This window comes from Terriglobales bacterium, from assembly GCA_035651655.1.
GTDB lineage: Bacteria > Acidobacteriota > Terriglobia > Terriglobales > Acidobacteriaceae > DASRFG01.
In genome coordinates, this window is the sequence record DASRFG010000023.1 from 263,704 (window position 1) to 284,449 (window position 20,746).

The following is a 20,746-nucleotide window of genomic DNA, read 5'->3' on the forward strand; positions in this document are numbered from 1 at the left end:
TAGCGTGGGCTGTCCACGCGACCAGCTCCCTGGCGTTTTGAGAGCACAGTCCGCTCCCAGGAGAATGGGTAGTGCTCGGTCCTGCACTTTTCGGATTATTTGAAGAACTCACCCATATCGGGAGCGATGGCCGAGAGGCCGGGCAAGTCGGCCGCGCCGCTGCTTTCCACCAGCAGCCGCAGCGTGCTGGGATGCTGAAAGAAAGTCTGCGATTTGAAGGACTTCTTGACCCTTGGACCGGCCACAATGGCTGCCACGTGACCGCCTCCAAACCGCAGGTCGCTGGCGAAAGATTCGTCAAAGACAATCACCAGTAACCCATCCTGTTGAAAGGCCGGGCTGGAAATCAGCGGGCCGATGTTGGAACGCAGCCAATTGTCTGCATTCGAGAGTCGGACAGCATCGGGACAGTTCTGGGTGCCGTCCGGACAATCGTGGGCGCTGTGCTGCGCGTCCGGCACGATAAAAGAGAAATTCGGCAATGTTCCGTTGGTCTGATCGGCAGCAAACTGGGTAAATGGCACAAGATTGGCAACTTGCACGGCGCTATTTCTCACGTCGCTGAAATAAGAAGCCGGATTGTGCCGCTCGAGGTAGGGATAAGCATCAGGCCCGGTGTAGCCGACACCAGGCAAGCTCTGTGCATATGACTTCCAGGTCTTGCCCGCGGAGATGAGCTCGCGGACGATGTTGTCGTCGTTCACGATACCGCTGAACGAGTCGGGGACGGGCAGGAGATCTTGCGTGATTATTTTGCCGGTGGTCAATAAAAAGTAGTTGTTAATTGAAGGATGCAGATTGGCGAAATAGTTAGTCGCCAACCCGTACTGATTGGCCAAACTATTTAGAAACGGCATCGCCGTACTGCCGATCACGCTAGAGTAGCTGTGGTTTTCTTCGACTACAAAGAAAACGTGCTTAACCGCCTGCGGAGGCGGAGGGCTGCCGCCTGGTGAGGTCAGGCCCTTCACGCCGCCACAACCGGTACCCAAGCAGACTGCCAACAGAGTCAATAAAAACAGTTCGAACGTATGTCTCACATTCAGCTCCCTGAAGCTATGTCACACTTAACCTGTTAAGAGTTAGAGCCAGAGTGTGTGGAGAAAGTTGTCATGGGGGGCGGAATGCGGGACCTTCTCTGCGGTAAATCGGGAGTAGCCGGTATGCGGAGTGGCTCAATCGAAGAAAAGCTTCATACAAAAGACACTGCCGCCGGACTTTTCAAACTCCGAGGTATCAACCACTACGGGCGTCAGGCCTTCTTTTTTCAGAGCTGCGGCGACGCATTCTGTCAGGTGGGAGATGATGAACCTGCCATTTGCGACGGTCCCGTTGCACGCGAACCCCAAGCCATCTTCCCGATCTATTTCGTAAATGCGGGGAAAAGCGCCGCGAATGGTGGCCAAAGCAGCTGGGGAAAATCCACCAGGGTGAATCATGACTGCTCCGGGCTTTAGTGGGGAGAAGCAGGTGTCAAGGTGATAGAAATAAGGATCCACAAGCTGAAGCGGAGTCACAGGAATCTCGACCTGGCGCATGGCGTCAGCAAATTTCTCTACGCCGCCGCGCGAAGAGCGGTAGCCATAGCCAGCCCAAATCCGTGACCCGTCGGCGTCCCAGAGCAAGTCTCCATGGCCCTCGAGGAATTCGTCCCCGAGATCCAGATCTATGATCTGGTATCCGCGAGCCCTGAACCATTCGACAAAATACGGCACCTCGAGACGGCGGGAGGCAAAGCGCATTTGGCTGGGGACGGCGAACTTGCCGTGTTTGGGGGAATGTCCCACGAATATCTGATTGGCAGTAAACACCATGTCTTCCAGATTTGGGACAGGATCAATGGTGTGGGTCACAAAGCCGGCGTCGTCGAATGCACGGCGGAGAGCATCCCATTGCGCCAACGCCTTCGCATGGTCAACCGGCGGCGCATCTTTCATGTACGGATTGGTAATGCCACGGACTTCAAAGTAAGTCGGCGGACAGAGGAGGACGCGGGGCTTTGATTTATGTTTCTTCGCTCTCACGCAGTTTGGCAATGACGCTCAAGTCCTCAAGCGTAGTCACGTCGCCTTTGACCTCGCCGCTGCTGGCCAGCTCGCGCAGAAGACGACGCATGATCTTGCCGGAGCGGGTCTTGGGCAAAACGTCGGAGAAGCGAATATCGTCTGGCTTAGCGAGGGCACCAATTTCTTTTGCCACCCAGCGGCGCAGTTCTTCTTTGAGTTCGGGCGAGGGAGCATTCCCCTGCTCCAACGTGACGAAAGCGGAAATTGCCTGACCTTTTACATCATCGGGGCGACCGACGACGGCGGCTTCAGCCACCTTGGGATGAGCCACCAGCGCTGACTCCACTTCCATCGTGCTCAAGCGGTGGCCAGCCACGTTGATGACGTCGTCTACGCGGCCCATGATCCAGAAGTAGCCGTCCTTATCTTTGCGAGCGCCGTCGCCAGTGAAATAAATATTGGGAATTTCCGACCAGTATTGTTTGACGTAGCGGTCGGGATCGCCGTAGATGGTACGCAGCATCGCAGGCCAGGGCTTCTTGATCACCAGATACCCGCCTGAGCCCAGCGGAACCGGCTTGCCTTCGCGGGTGACCACGTCAGCGGCTACACCTGGAAATGGGCGGGTGGCCGAACCGGGCTTGGCGGAAATCGCCCCCGGCAGCGGAGTAATCATCATCATGCCAGTCTCGGTTTGCCACCAGGTGTCCACGATGGGGCAACGGTTGTGGCCGATGACGTCGCGATACCACATCCAGGCTTCCGGGTTGATGGGCTCGCCGACTGTACCCAGCAGCCGAAGGCTGTCGAGCTTGTGACGGCGTGGCCATTGCTCGCCCCATTTAACAAAGGTGCGGATCGCGGTAGGAGCGGTGTAGAAAATCGTGACCTGATGGCGGTCAATCATGTGCCAGAACCGGTCGGGCTCGGGATGGTTCGGCGCTCCCTCGTACATCAGGGTGGTGGCGCCGTTCTGCAGCGGACCGTACACAATGTAGCTGTGTCCCGTGACCCAACCGATGTCGGCAGTACACCAATAGGTGTCTTCGTCCTTCAAATCAAATACCAGCTTCGTGGTGATGTAAGTGCCGACGGAATAGCCGCCGGTGGTGTGGACCACGCCCTTGGGTTTACCGGTGGTGCCCGAGGTGTAAAGAATATAGAGGGGGTGTTCGGCGTCGAGCGGCTCGGCGGGACAGATCGCGTTGGTCTCGCCCGCCATCAACTCGTGCCACCAATGATCGCGACCGGGCTCCATGTGGACTTTACTTCCGGTGCGACGATAGACGACTACACTTTTCACTGAGGGGCATGAGGGCAGCGCCTCGTCGACCGCCTTTTTCAGCGGAACTTCGGAGCCACGGCGGAACCCGCCATCTTGCGTGATGACAGCGCTGGCTTGAGCGTCGGTGATGCGATCCACTAGAGCGTTGGCAGAAAAACCTCCGAACACAACCGAGTGCACCGCTCCGATCCGCGCGCAGGCCAGCATCGCAATCGGCAGTTCCGGTACCATGCCCATGTAAATTGCCACCCGGTCGCCTTTGGCAACTCCGAGTGACCTCAGAACATTGGCAAAGCGCTGTACCTCAGTGTGCAGCTGCTGATAGGTAAGGGTGCGGGTGTCACCAGGCTCACCTTCCCAGATAATGGCGGCTTTGTTCTTGCGCCAAGTAGCGACATGGCGATCGAGGCAGTTATAGGAAAGATTGATTTGGCCGCCAACAAACCACTTCGCCCAGGGCGCTTTCCACTCCAGAACCTTTTCCCAGGGTTTGAACCAGTGTAGATCGCGGGAAATTGCTCCCCAGAATGCTTCGGGATCAGAGTCCGCCAAATCGTAGAGGCGGTGGTATTCCTCCAAACTGTTTACATGCGCCTGGCGGGCAAATTCAACTGGAGGAGGAAAACTGCGGCTCTCCTGGAGGACGGAGTCAATGTTGGATTGTGGCTGGACGGTGGCTGCATCTTGGGGCATTCAGAGGCCTCGGATCGAAGATCAGGAGACGCGCAACCCGCAATGGTACAACGGAAGGAGCGGGTTTGGCAGGGTCAAGTCGCAACCCGCAGCACCGCGGCGCCTTTTATCTGGCTGTGCTTGAGCTTTTGCAGGGCCAGATTGGCCTGCTCCAGTTGGAATACTTCGATCTCTGTGTGCACCGGCACCTCGGCGGCCAGCTCCAGAAAGTCGAGGGCGTCCCTGCGGGTGCTGTTCGCCACACTACGCAAGATTTTCTCGTGGTAGATGGCAGCATAACTAAATTGCGGGATAGGACTCATTGTGATGCCTGCCAGGGCAACCGTTCCCCCTCGCCGGACAGCGCTCAGCGCTGTTATGGCCAATTGTCCAGCGGGCGCAAAGATGATGGCTGCATCCAGTTGGTGTGGAGGTTTTTCGTCACTTCCGCCTACCCACGCTGCACCTAAGCTCGTCGCTAATTCGCGATGGGCCGAGGTGCGGGAGAAAACGTACACTTCGCAACCCAGGTAGCGCGCAAATTGGAGAACGATGTGTGCGGATGCGCCGAAACCGTACAGACCCAACAGCTCCCCCTTCTGTACATTGCTCAACCGAAATGAACGGTAGCCGATGATGCCGGCGCAAAGCAGCGGCGCGGCGTTAGCTCCAGAAAAACTGTGAGGAAGCGCGTAAGCGAAGTCTTCGGCAACGATAGTTGTCTCTCCGTATCCACCATCTACGTGGTAGCCAGTGAATCGCGCGTGATCACAAAGGTTCTCGTTGCCGGACAGGCAGTATCTGCAAACGCCGTCGGTGGAGTGCAGCCAGGGAATGCCGACGCGGTCACCTTCACGGAATTTGTGCGCGTTGCTGCCGAGGGCCTCTACCACCCCTACGATTTGGTGGCCGGGCACAAGCGGCAGCTTGGGTAATGGAAGCTCACCCTCGACGATATGCAAATCGGTGTGACAAACACCGCAATACTGAACGCGAACGCAAATTTCGCGAGCGTCCGGAGAAGGAGGGGTGATGTCGAGCAGGCGCAACGGATTTTCGTCTGCATTCTTCGGCGCTTGCAGCACCATCGCTCGCATAACGAGGCCAGTCTATGAGAGGCCTATTGCCGGCGCAAGAAGCGGCTTGGCTTTGGCTAAGAAAGTGCCGAGCAGCGAGCGCGTTTACAGCAGTTGTGCAGTCTGTTAAAGTCGGCGCGGTTGAGCTAACCGCGTTACACAAACCCGATCAGCGGCCAAGGAGGCCACGTGCGCATTGATCTTTTCAAGATGGAACGGACGCAGTGCCTGTTTGAGAACGAGGTGGAGTACAACCTCTCCGAAAGCGGCGTCTTGCCGGTGCGCATCGAGGAGGTGCTGGGGGGCGCTGAGGATGCGGCGAAGTTTCTGTCGCTTGGACTGAAATACGCGTATTCCAATGGCTCCCCAGAGTTGCGGCAAAACATCGCGACTTGGTACCCCGGCGCTACCGCGGACCATGTGACCGTCACAAACGGAGGGTCGGAGGCTAACTACATTTCGGTCTGGGGACTGCTGGAAAAGACTGACCGTGCCGCTGTCATGCTGCCCAACTACATGCAGACCTGGGGATTGGCCCGAGCTTACGCCGGACGCGCCGACGCATTCTGGCTGAAACCCCGGCGAGAGAATGGCAAAATGCGTTGGGGGCTGGATCTCGAGGGTCTGCGCCGGGCAGTGAGCAAAAAGACCAAGCTCATCACGGTGTGCAATCCCAACAATCCTACGGGCGCGGTACTGACGGAAGAAGAAATGGACGAAATAGTTGCCGTGGCGCGAAAGGCGAATGCCTGGTTGCTGGTGGACGAGATCTACCGCGGCGCGGAAGCTGGCGGGCCGCTCACGCCGACTTTCTGGGGACGCTTTGACAAGCTGCTGATCACATCCGGATTATCGAAGGCGTTCGGAATGCCGGGGCTGCGGCTGGGATGGATTGTTGGTCCACCGAAGATGATTGCAAAGGTGTGCAGTTATCACGACTACACGACGCTGTCGCCGAGCACGGTTTCGGAGCATCTGGCGCGAATCGTGATGGAGCCGATGCGGCGGGAGAAAATCCTGCAGCGCACTCGGGCAATCATCCGCAAGCAACTGCCGGCACTAGAACGCTGGATCCATACGCACGACGACATCTTTACCTATATTCCCCCGGTTGCGGCAGCGATTGCGTATGTTGGCTACAAGCTGCCGATAAAGTCCGAGGCGCTGATGACAAAATTGATTCAAGAGCGTTCAGTGTTAATTACGCCCGGAGAACATTTTGCGATGGGTAAATATATCCGTATCGGGTATGGGTATGACATTGAGCACACATTGCGCGGTCTGGCGCGGGTGGATTTAACTCTTGAAGAGCTGCAGAAGAAAGCCGCGCCGCGGCAAATGCGGGTAGCCGCGACAAGAAGCGGGGCGGCGTAGAGCTGCGTTGCCAAAGCCCGCATTATTTGTGGAGCTTTTTCGGGGGCCTGGAGGCCCACGCTTCCACCGCAGTTCACACGTCCGGAGTAGCTCGCTCCAGCTTTAACTAGCGAAATCTTCTTGTGATCTTTCAGAGTTGCAGCCGTTCGCCCACGCCGGCGGCACGGGCGCGTGCAAGCACCAGGGCCGCGGAGGCGACGTCCTGCACACCCACGCCGGTGAGATCGCAAACGATGATTTCTTGTTCGGTGCGGCGACCGGGTTTGCCGCTGGAAGCTATCTCGCCCAGTTCGGCGCATATTTTTTCTTTCGAGATGGCACCGGCCTCGAGGGCGTGATGGATTTCGCCCAGCCGTATGCACTGTGGGATGCTGTCGGCAATGATGCGGTCGGCGCGAGCGAGCACGTCAACCTCAAGTTCCTGTTTATCAGGCGCGTCGGAGCCGACAGCAATGATCAGAGCTCCCGCCTTGAGCCACTCGGCCTGGACCAGCGGCCGGCGGCTGGCCGTGGTGGTCACAACCAGGTCGGCGCCTGCGGCTGCTTCGCGTGCTGATCCGGCCGTGCGAAAGCTAATTCCCTTGTCGTTGCCCAGCAGTTGGAAGCGGGCTTTGAGATCATCCACGCACCGAGCTGTTCTCCCCGGGTCACGACCCCAGACTTTTACCTCACGGAATTCTCGCACCAGATAGATAAGCTCGGTCTGATAGCGGGCCTGGCCGCCTGATCCGATCACGGCGACAGAATGAATTTCCTTGCGAGCTAAGTGCTTGGCAGCAACCGCTCCGGCGGCGGCGGTGCGCAAATCGGTGATGAATCCGTTATCAAGCAGGAAGGCTGCGGGAGCACCGGTCATGGCATCGAACACCAGCACCATGCCGCCGTTGGGCGAAATTCCGAGCTCAGTATTCTCGGGAAAACCGGAAGCGATTTTTACGGCGTAGTGACTGCCGCCGTGGAGGTGCCCAGCTTTTATGTGAATTTCGCCGCGATGCTCAGGTATGTCGAGGCCAATAACTGCGGGCAGCTCTGCTTTGCCACTCGAATAAGCAGCGAGCGCCTCTTCAACCGCCTGCACGCATGCGGCGGGGTCGAGCAGGCGCCGGATTTCTGACTCGCGCAGGACCAGAACCGCAGACATGCGGTAAGACTAACATTGCGCCTCAGTAGGCGATTCGCTTGCCACGCGGAAGCACCACTGTGCCCAAGGCAGCATCAGGCGGCAGCTTCGAGGCCGAATTCGGGTAAGCGACGTTGCAGCCAATCTGCAACCGGGGTATCTAGAATTAGGTGCTGTTGGACTTCGTTGCTGGCCAGAGGTCGCCACGGGAAGATAGCCGTGCGGAATTCGACTCTGCCGTTCCATTGGCGGTAAAAGACCGGACCACCTTCCTCAAACTCTAAAACAAGTTCCCCCTCACTAGGTTCAAGAACGTACACACCTTCCTTGACCGTCATTTTGCCCCTCTTAAGCCGCCGTCCCGGCAGCGGCAACTCCAATTTGGGTCGTGTGAGACTTCACTATTGGGATGTGACCACTATCAAAGGGGATACTGCTGCTGCCCGTCTATGGTGAAAATCAGGTGCTCCTGGCCATGTTGCAGCGATATTACGCCGTTGAAAACAGGCGCCAGAGCCGGTCAGCGTGCCTGTGGTTTGGCGAAGCCGCGCACCATGCAGTGAACCAGGCGATCTATTTGCTCTGCGGTTAGCTTGTCGCCGAAGGCGGGCATGCCACCGTCGGTCCCGTTCTTCACCGCGTCCAGAAGCTCAGCGTCGCCTTTGGCGCGCTGCCATGCCGGATCGGTAAAGTTCGGAGTATGCACTGCCGAAACTCCCCGTCCCTCAGCGCCATGACAGGACGCGCACGTTTTGGCAAAAAGAGCGTTGGTATCGCCGCATTCTGGGACCGTTGCCGGTCGAGGTTCGGCTTTAGGAGTTTCGGGAGCAGCTTCCACCGTACTGGTTGGGGGAGGCGGCCCGGGAACAATGGTCGTCCGGGGCGCGGGAGCGCCCGGAGCGCGCAATGCGAAGGCGTAGACGGCGCCGTCGTGAGTGGTGGCAAGTATTTTATCGTCAGCCACGGCGAGGCCAGAAAAATGCGTCCAGCCGGCGATCGTGTCACCACTAGACCAGAGTTCGCGGCCGGTGCGGGCGTCGAGCGCGTACAGAATTGCGTGACCTTGATTACGTAGCTCGCGCTTTTCGAGCAGCTGTGAGATGTCTCCGTTGCGAACCTGCTCCGTGTTCTCGCCCGTGCCGAGGACAAAAGCCACTCCTCCGGCAATTGAAACCGGGTCGGGGACGGAGATGTCTCTTGAAATCCACGCAGGCTGCAGCACAGGTTTGGCTTGGGCTCCGGCGACTATCTTAAAGGCCATTATGCTGCCTGCTTTGACCGGACCGTAGGATTGCGGGAACTGGGCGGCTTCTGTGGGCAATCCCCATGAGGGAACATACAGCCAGGTCTGGCCGGTGTTGTCCTTCCATACGCTCATCTCGCCCCAGATGCCGTTCTTTTCGAACGTTTGTTCCTTGTTCGTGTAGCGGGGAGAAATATAAGCGGGAGCATGATGATCTGGGCCAGACATGGTGGCGATATCGGCCACATAGATGGCGCCCTCTTTTCCACCCACAGCGGTGAGCACGCGATCGCGCCAGCGAAAGATCACCGGTGTGGATGTGCTCATATCCAGGTCGCGACGGGTTAGATATTCCCAGTTTGAGGGGGTGTAATAGCCGGCAAGCTGTAGCGTGCGCGGCACCAGTTTGAGGATGGTGTCGCCAAAAGCGTTGGCCTCGGGCTTGAAATCGGCGTCTCCGGCCGCGCCGTAAATGAAACCGTCGAAATCAATGGAAGGTCCGCCGCGTCCCCAGATCCCGGCACCGCAAAAGGATTTTTCGCATTGGCCCGCACTGTAGAACCTGACGACAGGTTTTCCGGGCGCCTCCGGGTCAAGAGCGACGATCCCTGAACGCACGTTGTTGCAGTCTTGCGAGAGACTGGTGTAGAGCACACCCCCTGAATAGTTGAGGCTCCACATCTTGGAGAATGCGGGAACGAACTGAATGGGGGGAATAAGCACGCTGCCATCCGCGAGCGCGAGCGTGTGCAGGCGACCGTCGCTCGCAATAACGAAAACCCGACTTCGGGCAGGATCAATGACTGGCGTGGCATTAAGGGAATAAGGGCAAAGCCAGGTGCTTGCGCCCGGACGGGGATCCTCGCCAGCGACCTCGGTCTTCCATACCAACTCTCCTGTCTCGGCATCGAGCGCAAACATGTGGTCGGAGCTCCCGGCAACGATCACCAGATTCTTGTTACCACCCGGGGTCTTTACTCCGCGCACCACCAGGGGCGCCGTCAGCCCGTTCATTGACAATGGCTGGTTAGGAACTACCGTCTTCCATATCAGTCCCAGCTGGGACACATTCGCGGGGGAGAACGCCCGCTCCTCCGGGGTGAATCCTGAGCGTTGGAGATCGTGTCCGTAGGTGAGCCACTGGCCGGATTGTGCCGACGCTAACAAAGTCGCAAAAGAACAAAATACAAAAAGAACAAATAGTGCTCGTTGAAACACGCGTATCTCCCAGAGGCGAAAGGTATGGCCGGGTGTTTGACAAAGACAGGAATTATACCGATGTGAGCCCCTGATCGAGCAACTGGCCTGCGGCGCGGTCAGCTTCCTGGCTGGAATAGCGAAGGTCCGTGACGCCAGAAAGATCGGGGTTGGCGAAGGCGATTCTGCCGAATGGAGTATTGCGCAGGGCCTCGCGTAGAGAGGGTTTCCGGTTCGCGCCGAAAAAGAAGCCGAGATGGCGAATTTGTGGAATACTGCTTGGCTCGACCTGCGGTCAGCATTTAAACAATATGGAGAGCTAAAGAATGAGCGAGTTTTCGCGACGGGATTTTCTGCGTCGGTCAGCAGGCCTGGCGGCAGTGGCAGGAGCCAGCGTCGTGCCGGGTGTTACTGCGATAGCGGGGCGACTTACACCTAACAATCACTCCGTACCAGACATTACATTTCCGGCCAAAAAGCATGATCGCATAGCGGTTGCCTCCTGGCCATTTCGCATGTACATGGAAAGCCCGTACAACACCGAGTACCGCGATCCAAAGCTTAAAGGAATGGACCTCACGGAGTTCCCCGCCCACGTGCGAGACCGATTTGGCGTCCACAACATTGAGCCGTTAAGCATGCATTTCCGCTCCACAGATCCCGATTACCTGCACGAATTTCGCACTGCGGTGGAGAAGGCCGGCTCCCACATAGTCGATATTCCGATGGGCGGGCAGGAGAGCTATTACGATGCCGATCCGGAAGTCAGGAAGAAAGCGGTAGAGCTGGGAAAGAAATGGGTGGATGTCGCAGTGGCCGTTGGCTCGCCCAGTATTAGAAACCACATTGGGGGAGCGAAGAGCTCTGCTCCTAACGTGGAGGTCACAGCCAAGGGGCTGAAACAAGTGGCTGAATATGGCGCCAGCAAGAACGTAGTTGTGAACCTGGAGAATGATGATCTGACCAGCGAGGACGCCTTTTTCATCGTGAAGGTCATTGAGAAGGTGAACAGCCCGTGGTTGCGAGCGCTGCCTGACTTCTGCAACTCGATGATGGGAGGCAATGCCGATTTCAATTACAGGGCGGTTGCGGCAATGTTTAAGCACGCCTACAACATTTGTCACGTAAAAGATTCAGAAGTAGGGGACAAGGGGAAGGTTGAGCGGGTGGACGTGCCCAAGACCTTTGGCATCCTGAAGGCGAGCGGGTTTCGCGGATATTGCTCCATGGAGTGGGAAGGCGCGGGCGATCCTTACCATGGAACCCAGCAGTTGATTGCAGCGACACTGAAATATTTGTGACCAAAAGAAAAACCCAGCAGGTTCACACCTGCCGGGTTTGATACAGGTCATCAAGCCGCAACTGCGGAGAGCAGCCTGTCCGAGATGGTGGTCTCCAGCTTGAAATACTTTACCGTGACCGGAACCATCAGGTACGGCTCAACGATCTGCTTCACCTTGGGGAAGAACTCCCGCTCATAACGCTCGGCGTTTGCCTTGGTGTGCCAGAGCGTAATGGTGACAGCCTTCGTGGGCTCGGTCTCGTTTTCAAATGCGAGGATGTCCACGAAACCGTCATATCTGTTCAGGATGGGAAGAATTTCTTCTTTCACTCTCTTGAACAGTTCGGGTTTCTTCTCCGGTTTTACGACCAGTTCCAACATGCGTGCGAACATAGGAGGGCTCCTTTCTATAAAGAACTATCTTGCTGTACATCAAACACTCTGGATCTTTGGCCTCCGAAAACGGCATTTCTCGTCGGGCGCACGGTCTATCGACGATTTATTATGCCGGTGCCCTCGACTGTTTTCCTGCTGCGAGGGGCTGCCTCTCATGAGGCCCGAATCGTTGCACCATGCGCCCGATTCGAGCACATCATGCTTCCGGGACCAGAGGGATGATGTGATCCGTATCACGGTTTAGCGTGATAGCCGAGCTTGACTTTTGGACGTGCTGAGGGCGGGAAACGGCTGCCATTGCGGCTGCTTGGGATAATCCATCTTTAAACCCTTTAGTGTTTCCACCAGAATCCGCGAGATTACGACGTTGCGAAACCATTTCTTGTCGGCCGGGATAATGTACCAAGGCGCGTACTTCGTGCTGCAGTGGTGAAAAACATCCTCATAAGCATCCTCGTATTGATCCCAGAACTTACGCTCAATCAGATCGCCCTCGTTGACCTTCCAGTATTTCTTGGGGTGCTCCAGGCGCGCTAGCAACCGCTTCGCTTGCTCCTCGCGGCTGATGTGGAGGAAGAACTTAACAATCGTAGTACCAGTCTCGGCCAACAGCCGCTCAAAGTCGTTGATGTGCTCGAACCTGCGCTTGAGTTCGCCGCGCGACAAGTGCTGATGTACGCGCACCACCAGCACCTCTTCGTAATGTGACCGGTTAAAAATACCAATCATTCCGCGCTTTGGTGCCGCCTTGTGGACGCGCCACAGGTAATCGTGCTGCGTCTCTTCGCCTACAGGTTGTTTGAACGGCGTAACAGTGCAGCCTTGTGGGTTCAGGCCAGTGAAAATGTGGCGGATGGTGCCATCTTTGCCGGCTGCATCCAGCCCCTGAAGCACTACCAGGAAAGCGTGCTTATCTTCTGCGTAGAGCAGCTCCTGCAGGTCAAACAACCGCTGGCGATGCTTCTCCAGCAACTTGTCGGCGTGCTTCGAATCCTTCACGTCTGCGGTATAGCCGGGATCTAAGTCTGCAAGCTTTACCTTTTTGCCCGGCTTCACCAGATACTGCTTCAGGTTTTTCATGCTGAGCGAGTGGACAGGGACATGTGCGCTGAATTTTCTTCAGCCGGGCACCCAAGAAAATGCCTTGGTCATCACTCCCGCCCTATTGGGGGGCACCGTGATGTCCAAGGCTTCCTTGATTTAGGCGGAACGCGATTTCAGACCGGGATCTTCCGCTTCCACCAGCGGCACATTCACCAGGTGCTCGCTCAAAAACCAGACCTGCAGCTCGTTGGTGCGGAGAACCTCGCTAATCAGCAGGTCGTTCGTGCCGTCGTCGCCCAGAGTGGAAGCACGGCGAGCCAGTTTTCGAGTGCCTGAGATCACGACCTTGTGAGCGTCCAGCAGGCGGGAAAGCTGCACGGGAACCTCTTCGCGACCGCGGGGAGGACGTTCGATGCGAGTGGTTTCCGCCACGTCCGGCGCCATGGCGATGCTGACGCCGCCCAGCAACTGGATGCGCTCGGCGATCGCATCTACGAGTTCCACCTGCTCATCGAAGTGCTTGTCGAAGAGCAGATGCAGTTGATAAAAAGTTGGGCCGGCAACCTGCCAGTGCGATTTCTTGTACAAGTCGCGCAAGGTCATGGTATCGGCCAATAGCACGTTGAGCTGCTCGGTCATCTCCAGACGAACGGGCTCTTCCAGATCGAGGGGCAGCAGGAACTCGACCGTGCCATATGCCTGAATTTCGCGCGCTTTCTGATGAAGCCGAGGTTGCGCGCTGATGATATTCTGTTTGTGATTTCCGCGAGATTCTTTCTTCGCCATCGAAGTTCTCCTTAAATTTCGCAACATGAGCCGGGCGACATTATTGCATAGCCCGTCAAACAAGACTCGGCGGCCCGTTGTGTTGATGCTCGAATTCCTGTATTGGGAGCATGTTTTTGCTATTCGGCCCAACGGCGGGGCGTGAAACGGCGCTTGGGCGCCCGAAGGCCCAGATGTTGAAGTTTCCGAAAAACATGCCGCTCTGAGACAATAGCTGTACTGAATGATTCAACTATCCGCGGCCGGAAAGCGCTTCGGCCCTAAAATTCTCTTCGAAAATCTCGATTGGCTGATCACGCCCCGCGATCGCATAGGCCTGGTGGGCGCGAACGGCACCGGGAAATCTACGCTCCTCAAGGTCCTCGCGGGCCTGGAATCGCTCGACTATGGCTCCATGACGGCCATGAAGGGGATCACCGCAGGATACCTTCCGCAGGACGGGCTAACTCTCTCCGGGCGCACTGTATTTGAAGAGTGCATGTCCGTATTCGATGACTTGCATGCCATGGAGCGGGAGATGGAGTCGCTCACCACCCGCATGTCTGAGGTGGACCATACCAGTGCCGAGTACGACCAGATTGCCGACCGGTTCCACCGCATTCAGGGCGAGTTCCATGCGCGCGACGGATATGCCCTAGAGGCGCAAGTCGGGGCAGTGCTGGTGGGACTGGGTTTTGGCAAAGAAGACTGGACACGGCGCACAGAAGAATTTAGCGGCGGCTGGCAAATGCGGCTCGCCATGGCCAAGCTGCTGCTGCAAAAGCCGAACCTGTTATTGCTGGACGAACCGACGAACCACCTGGATCTTGAAGCCCGCAACTGGCTGGAGGAGTACCTGGAAGAGTATCCGTATGCCTATGTGCTGATTTCACACGATCGTTATTTCCTCGACGTGACCGTCAGCAAGACCGCGGAAATCTGGAACAAGCGGGTGACCTTCTATACGGGAAATTACGAGCAATTCCTGAAGCAGAAAAACGAGCGCAAGACGCAACTGGAAGCCGCATACCGGAACCAACGTGACCGGATCGAGCAGCTGGAAGTATTTATCAATCGCTTCCGTTACCAGGCCACCAAGGCGAAGCAGGTACAGAGCCGTATTAAGGAGCTGGAACGAATCGAGCGCATCGAGGTCCCGCCGGACGAGAAGACGATCCACTTTTCATTTCCGCAGCCCAAGCCCAGTGGGCGCATTGTCGCGGAATTCAAAGGAGTGGCCAAGAGTTATGGCGCGAAGGAAGTTTTTCGTGGGGTGGACTTCGTTATAGAACGCGGCGACCGCGTGGCCCTGGTGGGCGTGAACGGAGCCGGCAAATCCACCATGATCAAGTTGCTGGCCGGCGCTGAACCGGTGACTGCAGGCGAACTGCGCCTGGGCCACAACGTGGAGCCGGACTACTTCGCGCAGGACCAGTACAAGGAACTCAATCCGGACGCGCGCATGCTCGATGACATTTGGCAGGTGGCGCGCCATTCCACCCAGACGGAGTTGCGCAACCTGCTGGGGTGCTTTCTTTTCTCGGCGGACGATGTTTTCAAACGGCTCGGGGTGCTCTCCGGCGGGGAGCGAAATCGGTATGCCCTGGCCCGCATGCTGCTGCAGCCCTCGAATTTTCTTCTGCTGGATGAGCCCACGAACCACCTCGATCTGCGGGCTAAAGATGTGCTGCTGGAAGCATTGGAGAAATTCAAAGGCACCGTGGTATTCGTCTCGCACGACCGCTACTTCATAGACAAACTCGCGACTCGTGTGTTCGAGATTGGCGCCGGAGAGGTACACGTTTTCCCCGGAAACTACGAAGACTACCTATGGCGGAAGCAGAACCGAGGAGAGATCCCTGCCACCATGCCGGAGGCGGCTGCCACCAAGCCATCCGGGAATGGCAACTCGGCCGAGTCAGTCTCGCCGCCAAAACCAAAAAAGCCAAAGATCAACCCCTATAAACTGCGCGAGATGGAAGATCGGCGCAAGGAACTCGAACTAGAGATCTCACGCGCCGAGAAAGACATTAGCGAGTTCGAGCAAGGTGTCTTGACCTTCGTAAGCGCCGAAGAGACTGTCCGGCTGACAACTCGGCTCGAGGAGCGCCGCCGCGAGCTCAGCGAGATGCTAGCGGAGTGGGAACAAGTTTCGCAATCTCTGGAGAGCGTGAACTAGACTTTCTCTACTCTTAGGCACCTGCCTTACCTCGCTAGCTTATCCATTTCTTTCAGCATCTGCTCCGGCCGGGCACGGACCAGGATGCTTTCCGTAAGATTTAACCAGCGCACTGCTCCATTGGCATCTATTAGGAATTCGGCTGGTCGCGAAATATCGTGGCCCTCCGGGCCGGCATGAGGATGCAGGAGATCGTAACGTCGAATTACGTCCGCATTAGGATCCGACAAAATCGGGAAGGTATAACCCAGTTTTGCGGAAAGATTCCGCGAGACCTCCGGCGGGTCAACGCTGATGGCTGCCACCCGAACTCCCCGCGATTCAAATTCGACCAAGTGATGCTCGACACCCCGTAACTCGGAGTTGCAAAGCGGTCACCAATATCCTCGGTAGAAGATAAGCAGAGCGCCCTTGGGAGCAGTGTTTCCAATAGGGGCGGAGAGCAGATCGTGAAGTGATACCTGCTTGTTATGAGTATCCGCAAGGGTGAAGTCGGGAACTTTCTGTCCGATGCGGGGAGAGCCTGCGGATAAAGGAAGACCAGCAGAGGCATGGATCAAGCCGAAGGCAAAAAAGCCGCAGATAGCAGCGCTGAGGACGGCGAGAACCGGACCCGCAACTTTGCCTCGATATAAATCCGGCCGGCTGGAGGCCCGGCGGATGCCCAGGATCAACAGCACCGCCGCGAGAGCAACCATTGCTGCGCTGCCCCAGGGGAAATCCCGCGTCCAGGGGAAATTCACAAAAACTTTCAGGTAGGCGATCGGCGCCAGCAAGGCCAGCAGGAATCCCACCCACAACATCCAGTTCCAGTTTCGTTTATTCATGCCGCCTCGCTCAGCCAAATAGACGAAGAAAAAAGCAAGAAGATACAGAAATCATCCATGGCCTCTCCCGCCAAGCTCATTCACAATGCTGCCCACAAACGCTTTGGCATCACCGAACAACATCAGAGTGCTATCCAGATAATAGAGCGGATTATCTATGCCGGCGAAGCCCGGGCTCATACCGCGCTTAATCACCATCACCGTGCGGGCTTTGTCCACGTCGAGAATAGGCATTCCGTAGATGGGACTGGCGGAATCAGTCCGCGCGGCTGGATTCGTGACGTCGTTAGCACCGATGACCAGGGCGACATCGGTTTGAGGAAAATCGCCATTGATTTCGTCCATCTCGATTAGGCGATCATAGGGAATGTCTGCCTCCGCGAGCAGGACGTTCATGTGCCCCGGCATGCGGCCGGCGACGGGGTGGATGGCGAAGCGCACGTCAACGCCGCGTTTGGTAAGGAGGTCATAGAGCTCGCGAACTTTGTGCTGCGCTTGGGCGACCGCCATGCCGTAGCCCGGTACCACTACAACCTTGTTGGCTGCGGAAAGGATTGCGCTGGCTTCTTCCGGAGTGGCGCTTCGAACCGGCGTTGCTTCCTGCCCAGCGGTGACTGAGGTTTGCACTTGTCCAAAAGCGCCGAATAGAACGTTGGTAAACGAACGGTTCATGGCCTTGGACATGATTACTGACAGAATGAAGCCGGAGGAACCGTCCAGGGCCCCGGCGATGATCAACAGCTTGCTATCAACCACGAATCCCATTGCCGCAGCCGAAAGACCAGCATAGGAGTTGAGTAAGGAGATCACCGTCGGCATATCGGCGCCGCCAATGGGGATGACCATGAGCACGCCAAAAACCAGCGGAATCCCCAGCATGACCGGGAAAAGATGCTCCGATTCCGGATGCTTCACCAGGTGAACGGCGATTCCAACCGCGACCGCTAGCAAGGAAAGATTTACGAAATTCTGGCCACGATAGGTGATCGGCCTCTGGGGCAGAATTTCCTGGAGCTTGCCCGCGGCCATCAGGCTGCCGGTAAAGGTCAACGATCCCAAAATGACCTCAGCCGAGAGCACGGCCATCATGAATGGTGGAACGTCGGGAGTTCGCAAATAGAACTCTGCGGTGCCGACCAAAGTGACGCACAGCGCTCCGAAGGCGTGACTCAAAGCTGTCCGTTGGGGGACTGCCGTCATCTGCACGCGCCCGAGCGGGATTCCGATGATCGTTCCCAGTACCAGGGCGATAGCGATCCATTTGTAGTCCACGATGCCGCGGTGCAATAACGTTCCGCCGATTGCCAGCAGCATGCCAAGCTCGCCAGCCTGAACGCCACGCCGCGCCGTTGCCGGCGAACTCATCCAGTGAAGCGAAAGGATAAAAAGTGCGCTGGCGATCAGATAGACGATCTGAATGATGGGCTGATCGGTCATGATTTGGGTGGGCGGGCGGTCTTGAACATCTTGAGCATTCGATCGGTGATCAGGAATCCGCCCACTACGTTGCTGGTGGCCGCGATGACAGCGATCGTTCCCAGAATTGTGGACAACCTGCTCTTGTGTTCGCCGACGATGACCAACGCTCCGACCACCGCAATCGCATCGAGAGCATTGGTCAGGGACATCAGTGGGGTATGGAGCAACGGTGAAACCCGGCGGATGACTTCAAAGCCGATAAACCCAGCCAGCATGAAGATGAACAGCAAATTAATTACATCGGTGCTCATCGTCCCTCCAATTGTTCTGCCGGAACCAGGGGCGGCAGCGAGAAAAACTCGCGCACGCGTGGATTTACGATCTCGCCGGCGGCAGTGACCAGCGTGTCGCGAATGATTTCGTCATCCTGGTCGAGCTGAAGCTTCCCATTTTTGACGAGGTGCAGCAGGAAGGCTGTGACGTTGCGGGCATACATCTGGCTGGCATGGTAGGGCACGCCGCTGGCGAGGTTAATGGCGCCAATAATGGTGACGCCGTCCTCGACAACCGTCTGACCGGTGCGGGTGAGTTCGCAGTTGCCGCCGCGCTCAGCTGCCAAGTCGAGAATCACCGAACCCGGAGCCATTCCCTTCACCATCTCGCGCGTCACCAGCACTGGCGATTTTTTGCCGGGGATAACGGCGGCGGTGATCACCACATCGCTCTCCCGCACTACGCTGCCCAGAAGTTCACGTTGGCGCTGGTAGAAAGTATCGTCCTGAGCGCGTGCATAGCCGCGCTCATCCTGAGCATCCTTGGCCTCTACGGGAAGCTCGACGAATCTGCCGCCCAGGCTCTGCACTTGTTCTTTGGCCGCGGGCCGGAGATCGTAGGCTGACGCGACCGCGCCCAGCCGACGCGCCGTGGCAATGGCCTGGAGCCCGGCCACCCCGGCACCGATCACAAAAACGCGAGCGGGAGTGATGGTTCCGGCGGCTGTAGTGAGCATAGGAAAGAGCCTCGGCAGTTGGTCCGCAGCCAGCAACACAGCTTTGTAACCGCAGATCGTGCCCATGGAGGAGAGGGCGTCCATGCTTTGCGCACGGGTGGTCCGCGGAACTAACTCAACCGCAAACGAGGTCACACCGGTTTGGGCAATTTGCCGGGTAATTTCGAGTGAGCCCATTGGGCGAAGAAATCCAATCAGGACCTGCTCCCGACGAAGAAGCGGCAGATCGGCCTTGCCGCTTACATCATTCGATCCGTAGCAAAGGATCTGCACCACGATATCGGCGGCGCTGAACACCGCCGCGCGCTCAGCGAGAATCCTGGCTCCCTTTTCGGCGTAAAAACGGTCCGGGTATCCTGCCTGCTCACCTGCACCGGCTTCGATGACGACTTCGAACCCAGCTTTGCTCAGGGTTGGAAGCACCATGGGAACCAGAGCGACCCGCCGCTCTCCCGGATAGGTCTCTTTTGGCACACCAATAATCACGGGCCCTTCCTTTTACTAAGTGCATGGGGCACTGATAAATTGAGTCGAATTTCAGGCGTGAGTCGCACCAAACAATATACCTGACGGAGGTTGATCCAATCAGCTTCGGGCAACGGCGGACGGAATTCTATGCGTGATGCGCATTTCGAGGTGGTGATCATTGGTGGAGGTATCGTCGGATTGGCGACAGCACTGGAGATCACACGGCGTTTTCCTAGATTGGGTCTGGCGGTGCTGGAAAAGGAAGACCGCATTGCAACCCACCAGAGCAGCCACAACAGTGGGGTGATTCACTCTGGAATCTACTACCGTCCGGGCTCACTCAAAGCGCGGCTGTGCGTAGAAGGTGCAGCGGCGATGATTGAATTCTGTGAACAGCATGGGATTCCGCATCAGGTTTGCGGCAAGCTGATAGTGGCAACAGGCCAGAACGAAGCCGCGCGGCTCGAACAACTGCTTGAACGTGGACGGCAGAACGGCGTGCCAAACATTAGATTGATCGATGGGCCGCAGGTGCGTGACTTGGAACCCCACTGTGCGGGAATACGAGGGCTGCATGTTCCCAGCGCAGCTATAACCGATTACTCTGCGGTTTGTGGTAAGTTCGCCGAGCTGATCCGACACGGCGGCGGAAAGCTCCTGACGAACAACCGTGTGACTGGGCTGCGGCGTGATGCTGGCGATGTCGTTCTCGAAACTACGAACGGCGTATTCAGTGCAGGCTACGTGATCAATTGTGCCTGACTATACAGCGACTTTCTGACTCGAATGGCGGGGGAGAAAGCGAACCTAGCGATCGTGCCTTTCCGGGGCGAGTACTACGAATTGGTGGCAGAGCGCACCGGCCTGGTGCGTGGCATGATTTATCCCGTGCCTGATCCGGAGCTGCCGTTTCTGGGTGTCCACTTTACGCGGCGCGTGCACGGAGGAGTGGATGCCGGGCCGAACGCGGTGCTGGCCCTGAGCCGCGAAGGCTACACTCCCAGTAGCATCAGTCCGCGAGAGGTAATGCAGATGTTCGCTTTCCCAGGCTTCTGGCGCATGGCGATAAAACATTGGCGGACCGGCGTGAACGAATTTCGGCGATCATTTAGCAAGCAGGCATTCTTGAAAGCGCTGCAGGGGCTTGTGCCGGAATTGCAGGCGTCCGACTTACGCCCGGGTGGTTCGGGGGTACGGGCTCAAGCCGTCAGTCGCGATGGCAAGTTGGTGGACGACTTCATGTTCGTGCGAAGCAAGAACATGCTGCACGTGTGCAATGTTCCCTCACCGGCGGCAACCGCTTCCCTTCCCATCGGTCGGGTGATTGCGCGGATGGCTGTGGAGGGTGTTGCGGTTGAACAGGCGGTGCAAGCGGACTGAAACG

General features: G+C 57.3%; 17 protein-coding genes and 2 pseudogenes. 4 read left to right on the forward strand and 15 right to left on the reverse strand.

Annotated features, from left to right (window positions below; genetic code table 11):
* Positions 1–95: 95 nt before the first annotated feature.
* The 4 genes from VFA76_09575 to VFA76_09590 all read right to left on the reverse strand — a co-directional run bounded on the left by VFA76_09575 (position 96) and on the right by VFA76_09590 (position 5,051).
* A complete protein-coding gene (locus tag VFA76_09575; GenBank protein HZR32088.1) occupies positions 96–1,040 on the reverse strand; it encodes an alkaline phosphatase family protein in 945 nt (314 codons plus the stop codon).
* Between the two features lie 135 nt (positions 1,041–1,175).
* Positions 1,176–2,024: an arginine deiminase-related protein gene (locus tag VFA76_09580; GenBank protein ID HZR32089.1), complete on the reverse strand. Its 849-nt coding sequence runs from the start codon at positions 2,022–2,024 to the stop codon at positions 1,176–1,178.
* The gene (acs, locus tag VFA76_09585) at positions 2,005–3,984 is read right to left on the reverse strand and encodes an acetate--CoA ligase (protein ID HZR32090.1); all 1,980 of its coding nucleotides are present in this window, start codon (positions 3,982–3,984) and stop codon (positions 2,005–2,007) included. Before acs ends, VFA76_09580 begins: the two co-directional genes overlap by 20 nt.
* Before the next feature lie 74 nt (positions 3,985–4,058).
* Positions 4,059–5,051, reverse strand: a complete 993-nt coding sequence (locus tag VFA76_09590) for a zinc-dependent alcohol dehydrogenase family protein (protein ID HZR32091.1) — start codon at positions 5,049–5,051, stop codon at positions 4,059–4,061.
* 177 nt (positions 5,052–5,228) lie between these two features.
* Here VFA76_09590 and VFA76_09595 point away from each other — a divergent pair, with 177 nt between their 5' ends.
* Positions 5,229–6,413, forward strand: coding sequence for an aminotransferase class I/II-fold pyridoxal phosphate-dependent enzyme (locus tag VFA76_09595; GenBank protein HZR32092.1), 1,185 nt, complete (start codon positions 5,229–5,231; stop codon positions 6,411–6,413).
* A gap of 130 nt (positions 6,414–6,543) precedes the next feature.
* Here VFA76_09595 and VFA76_09600 read toward each other — a convergent pair whose 3' ends face one another.
* The 3 genes from VFA76_09600 to VFA76_09610 all read right to left on the reverse strand — a co-directional run bounded on the left by VFA76_09600 (position 6,544) and on the right by VFA76_09610 (position 9,994).
* The gene (locus VFA76_09600; protein ID HZR32093.1) at positions 6,544–7,554 is read right to left on the reverse strand and encodes a hypothetical protein; all 1,011 of its coding nucleotides are present in this window, start codon (positions 7,552–7,554) and stop codon (positions 6,544–6,546) included.
* Positions 7,555–7,628: 74 nt separating this feature from the next.
* A complete protein-coding gene (locus VFA76_09605) occupies positions 7,629–7,871 on the reverse strand; it encodes a hypothetical protein (GenBank protein ID HZR32094.1) in 243 nt (80 codons plus the stop codon).
* Between the two features lie 182 nt (positions 7,872–8,053).
* Positions 8,054–9,994 (reverse strand): c-type cytochrome, encoded by a 1,941-nt coding sequence (locus VFA76_09610; protein ID HZR32095.1) that lies wholly within the window; start codon positions 9,992–9,994, stop codon positions 8,054–8,056.
* A gap of 305 nt (positions 9,995–10,299) precedes the next feature.
* Here VFA76_09610 and VFA76_09615 point away from each other — a divergent pair, with 305 nt between their 5' ends.
* Positions 10,300–11,274: a sugar phosphate isomerase/epimerase family protein gene (locus VFA76_09615; GenBank protein HZR32096.1), complete on the forward strand. Its 975-nt coding sequence runs from the start codon at positions 10,300–10,302 to the stop codon at positions 11,272–11,274.
* A 50-nt stretch (positions 11,275–11,324) separates the two neighbouring features.
* Here the strand turns inward: VFA76_09615 and VFA76_09620 are convergent, their stop codons facing one another.
* From VFA76_09620 to VFA76_09630, 3 genes are all read right to left on the reverse strand, one after another.
* Positions 11,325–11,648 carry an antibiotic biosynthesis monooxygenase gene (locus tag VFA76_09620; protein ID HZR32097.1) on the reverse strand — a complete coding sequence of 108 codons (324 nt, stop codon included), beginning with the start codon at positions 11,646–11,648 and terminating at the stop codon, positions 11,325–11,327.
* A 243-nt stretch (positions 11,649–11,891) separates the two neighbouring features.
* On the reverse strand, positions 11,892–12,731 hold the full coding sequence (locus VFA76_09625; GenBank protein ID HZR32098.1) for a polyphosphate kinase 2 family protein: 840 nt from the start codon (positions 12,729–12,731) through the stop codon (positions 11,892–11,894).
* A gap of 120 nt (positions 12,732–12,851) precedes the next feature.
* The gene (locus VFA76_09630; GenBank protein ID HZR32099.1) at positions 12,852–13,481 is read right to left on the reverse strand and encodes a DNA starvation/stationary phase protection protein; all 630 of its coding nucleotides are present in this window, start codon (positions 13,479–13,481) and stop codon (positions 12,852–12,854) included.
* Positions 13,482–13,704: 223 nt separating this feature from the next.
* Between VFA76_09630 and VFA76_09635 the strand changes: the two genes are divergently transcribed.
* Complete coding sequence (locus VFA76_09635; protein HZR32100.1) at positions 13,705–15,639, forward strand: ABC-F family ATP-binding cassette domain-containing protein; 1,935 nt, start codon at positions 13,705–13,707, stop codon at positions 15,637–15,639.
* A gap of 26 nt (positions 15,640–15,665) precedes the next feature.
* On the opposite strand, the pseudogene VFA76_09640 reads toward VFA76_09635, so the two are convergent.
* The 5 genes and pseudogenes from VFA76_09640 to VFA76_09660 all read right to left on the reverse strand — a co-directional run bounded on the left by VFA76_09640 (position 15,666) and on the right by VFA76_09660 (position 19,368).
* A pseudogene (locus VFA76_09640) lies at positions 15,666–16,001 on the reverse strand (redoxin domain-containing protein).
* Positions 16,002–16,013: 12 nt separating this feature from the next.
* Complete coding sequence (locus tag VFA76_09645) at positions 16,014–16,466, reverse strand: hypothetical protein (protein HZR32101.1); 453 nt, start codon at positions 16,464–16,466, stop codon at positions 16,014–16,016.
* A gap of 51 nt (positions 16,467–16,517) precedes the next feature.
* Positions 16,518–17,903, reverse strand: a complete 1,386-nt coding sequence (locus VFA76_09650; GenBank protein ID HZR32102.1) for an NAD(P)(+) transhydrogenase (Re/Si-specific) subunit beta — start codon at positions 17,901–17,903, stop codon at positions 16,518–16,520.
* Positions 17,900–18,196 (reverse strand): NAD(P) transhydrogenase subunit alpha, encoded by a 297-nt coding sequence (locus VFA76_09655; GenBank protein HZR32103.1) that lies wholly within the window; start codon positions 18,194–18,196, stop codon positions 17,900–17,902. The genes VFA76_09650 and VFA76_09655 overlap by 4 nt, the downstream gene beginning before the upstream one ends.
* The gene (locus VFA76_09660; protein ID HZR32104.1) at positions 18,193–19,368 is read right to left on the reverse strand and encodes a Re/Si-specific NAD(P)(+) transhydrogenase subunit alpha; all 1,176 of its coding nucleotides are present in this window, start codon (positions 19,366–19,368) and stop codon (positions 18,193–18,195) included. Before VFA76_09660 ends, VFA76_09655 begins: the two co-directional genes overlap by 4 nt.
* Before the next feature lie 141 nt (positions 19,369–19,509).
* On the opposite strand from VFA76_09660, the pseudogene lhgO reads away from it, so the two are divergent.
* A pseudogene (gene lhgO, locus VFA76_09665) lies at positions 19,510–20,742 on the forward strand (L-2-hydroxyglutarate oxidase).
* Positions 20,743–20,746 lie beyond the last annotated feature (4 nt).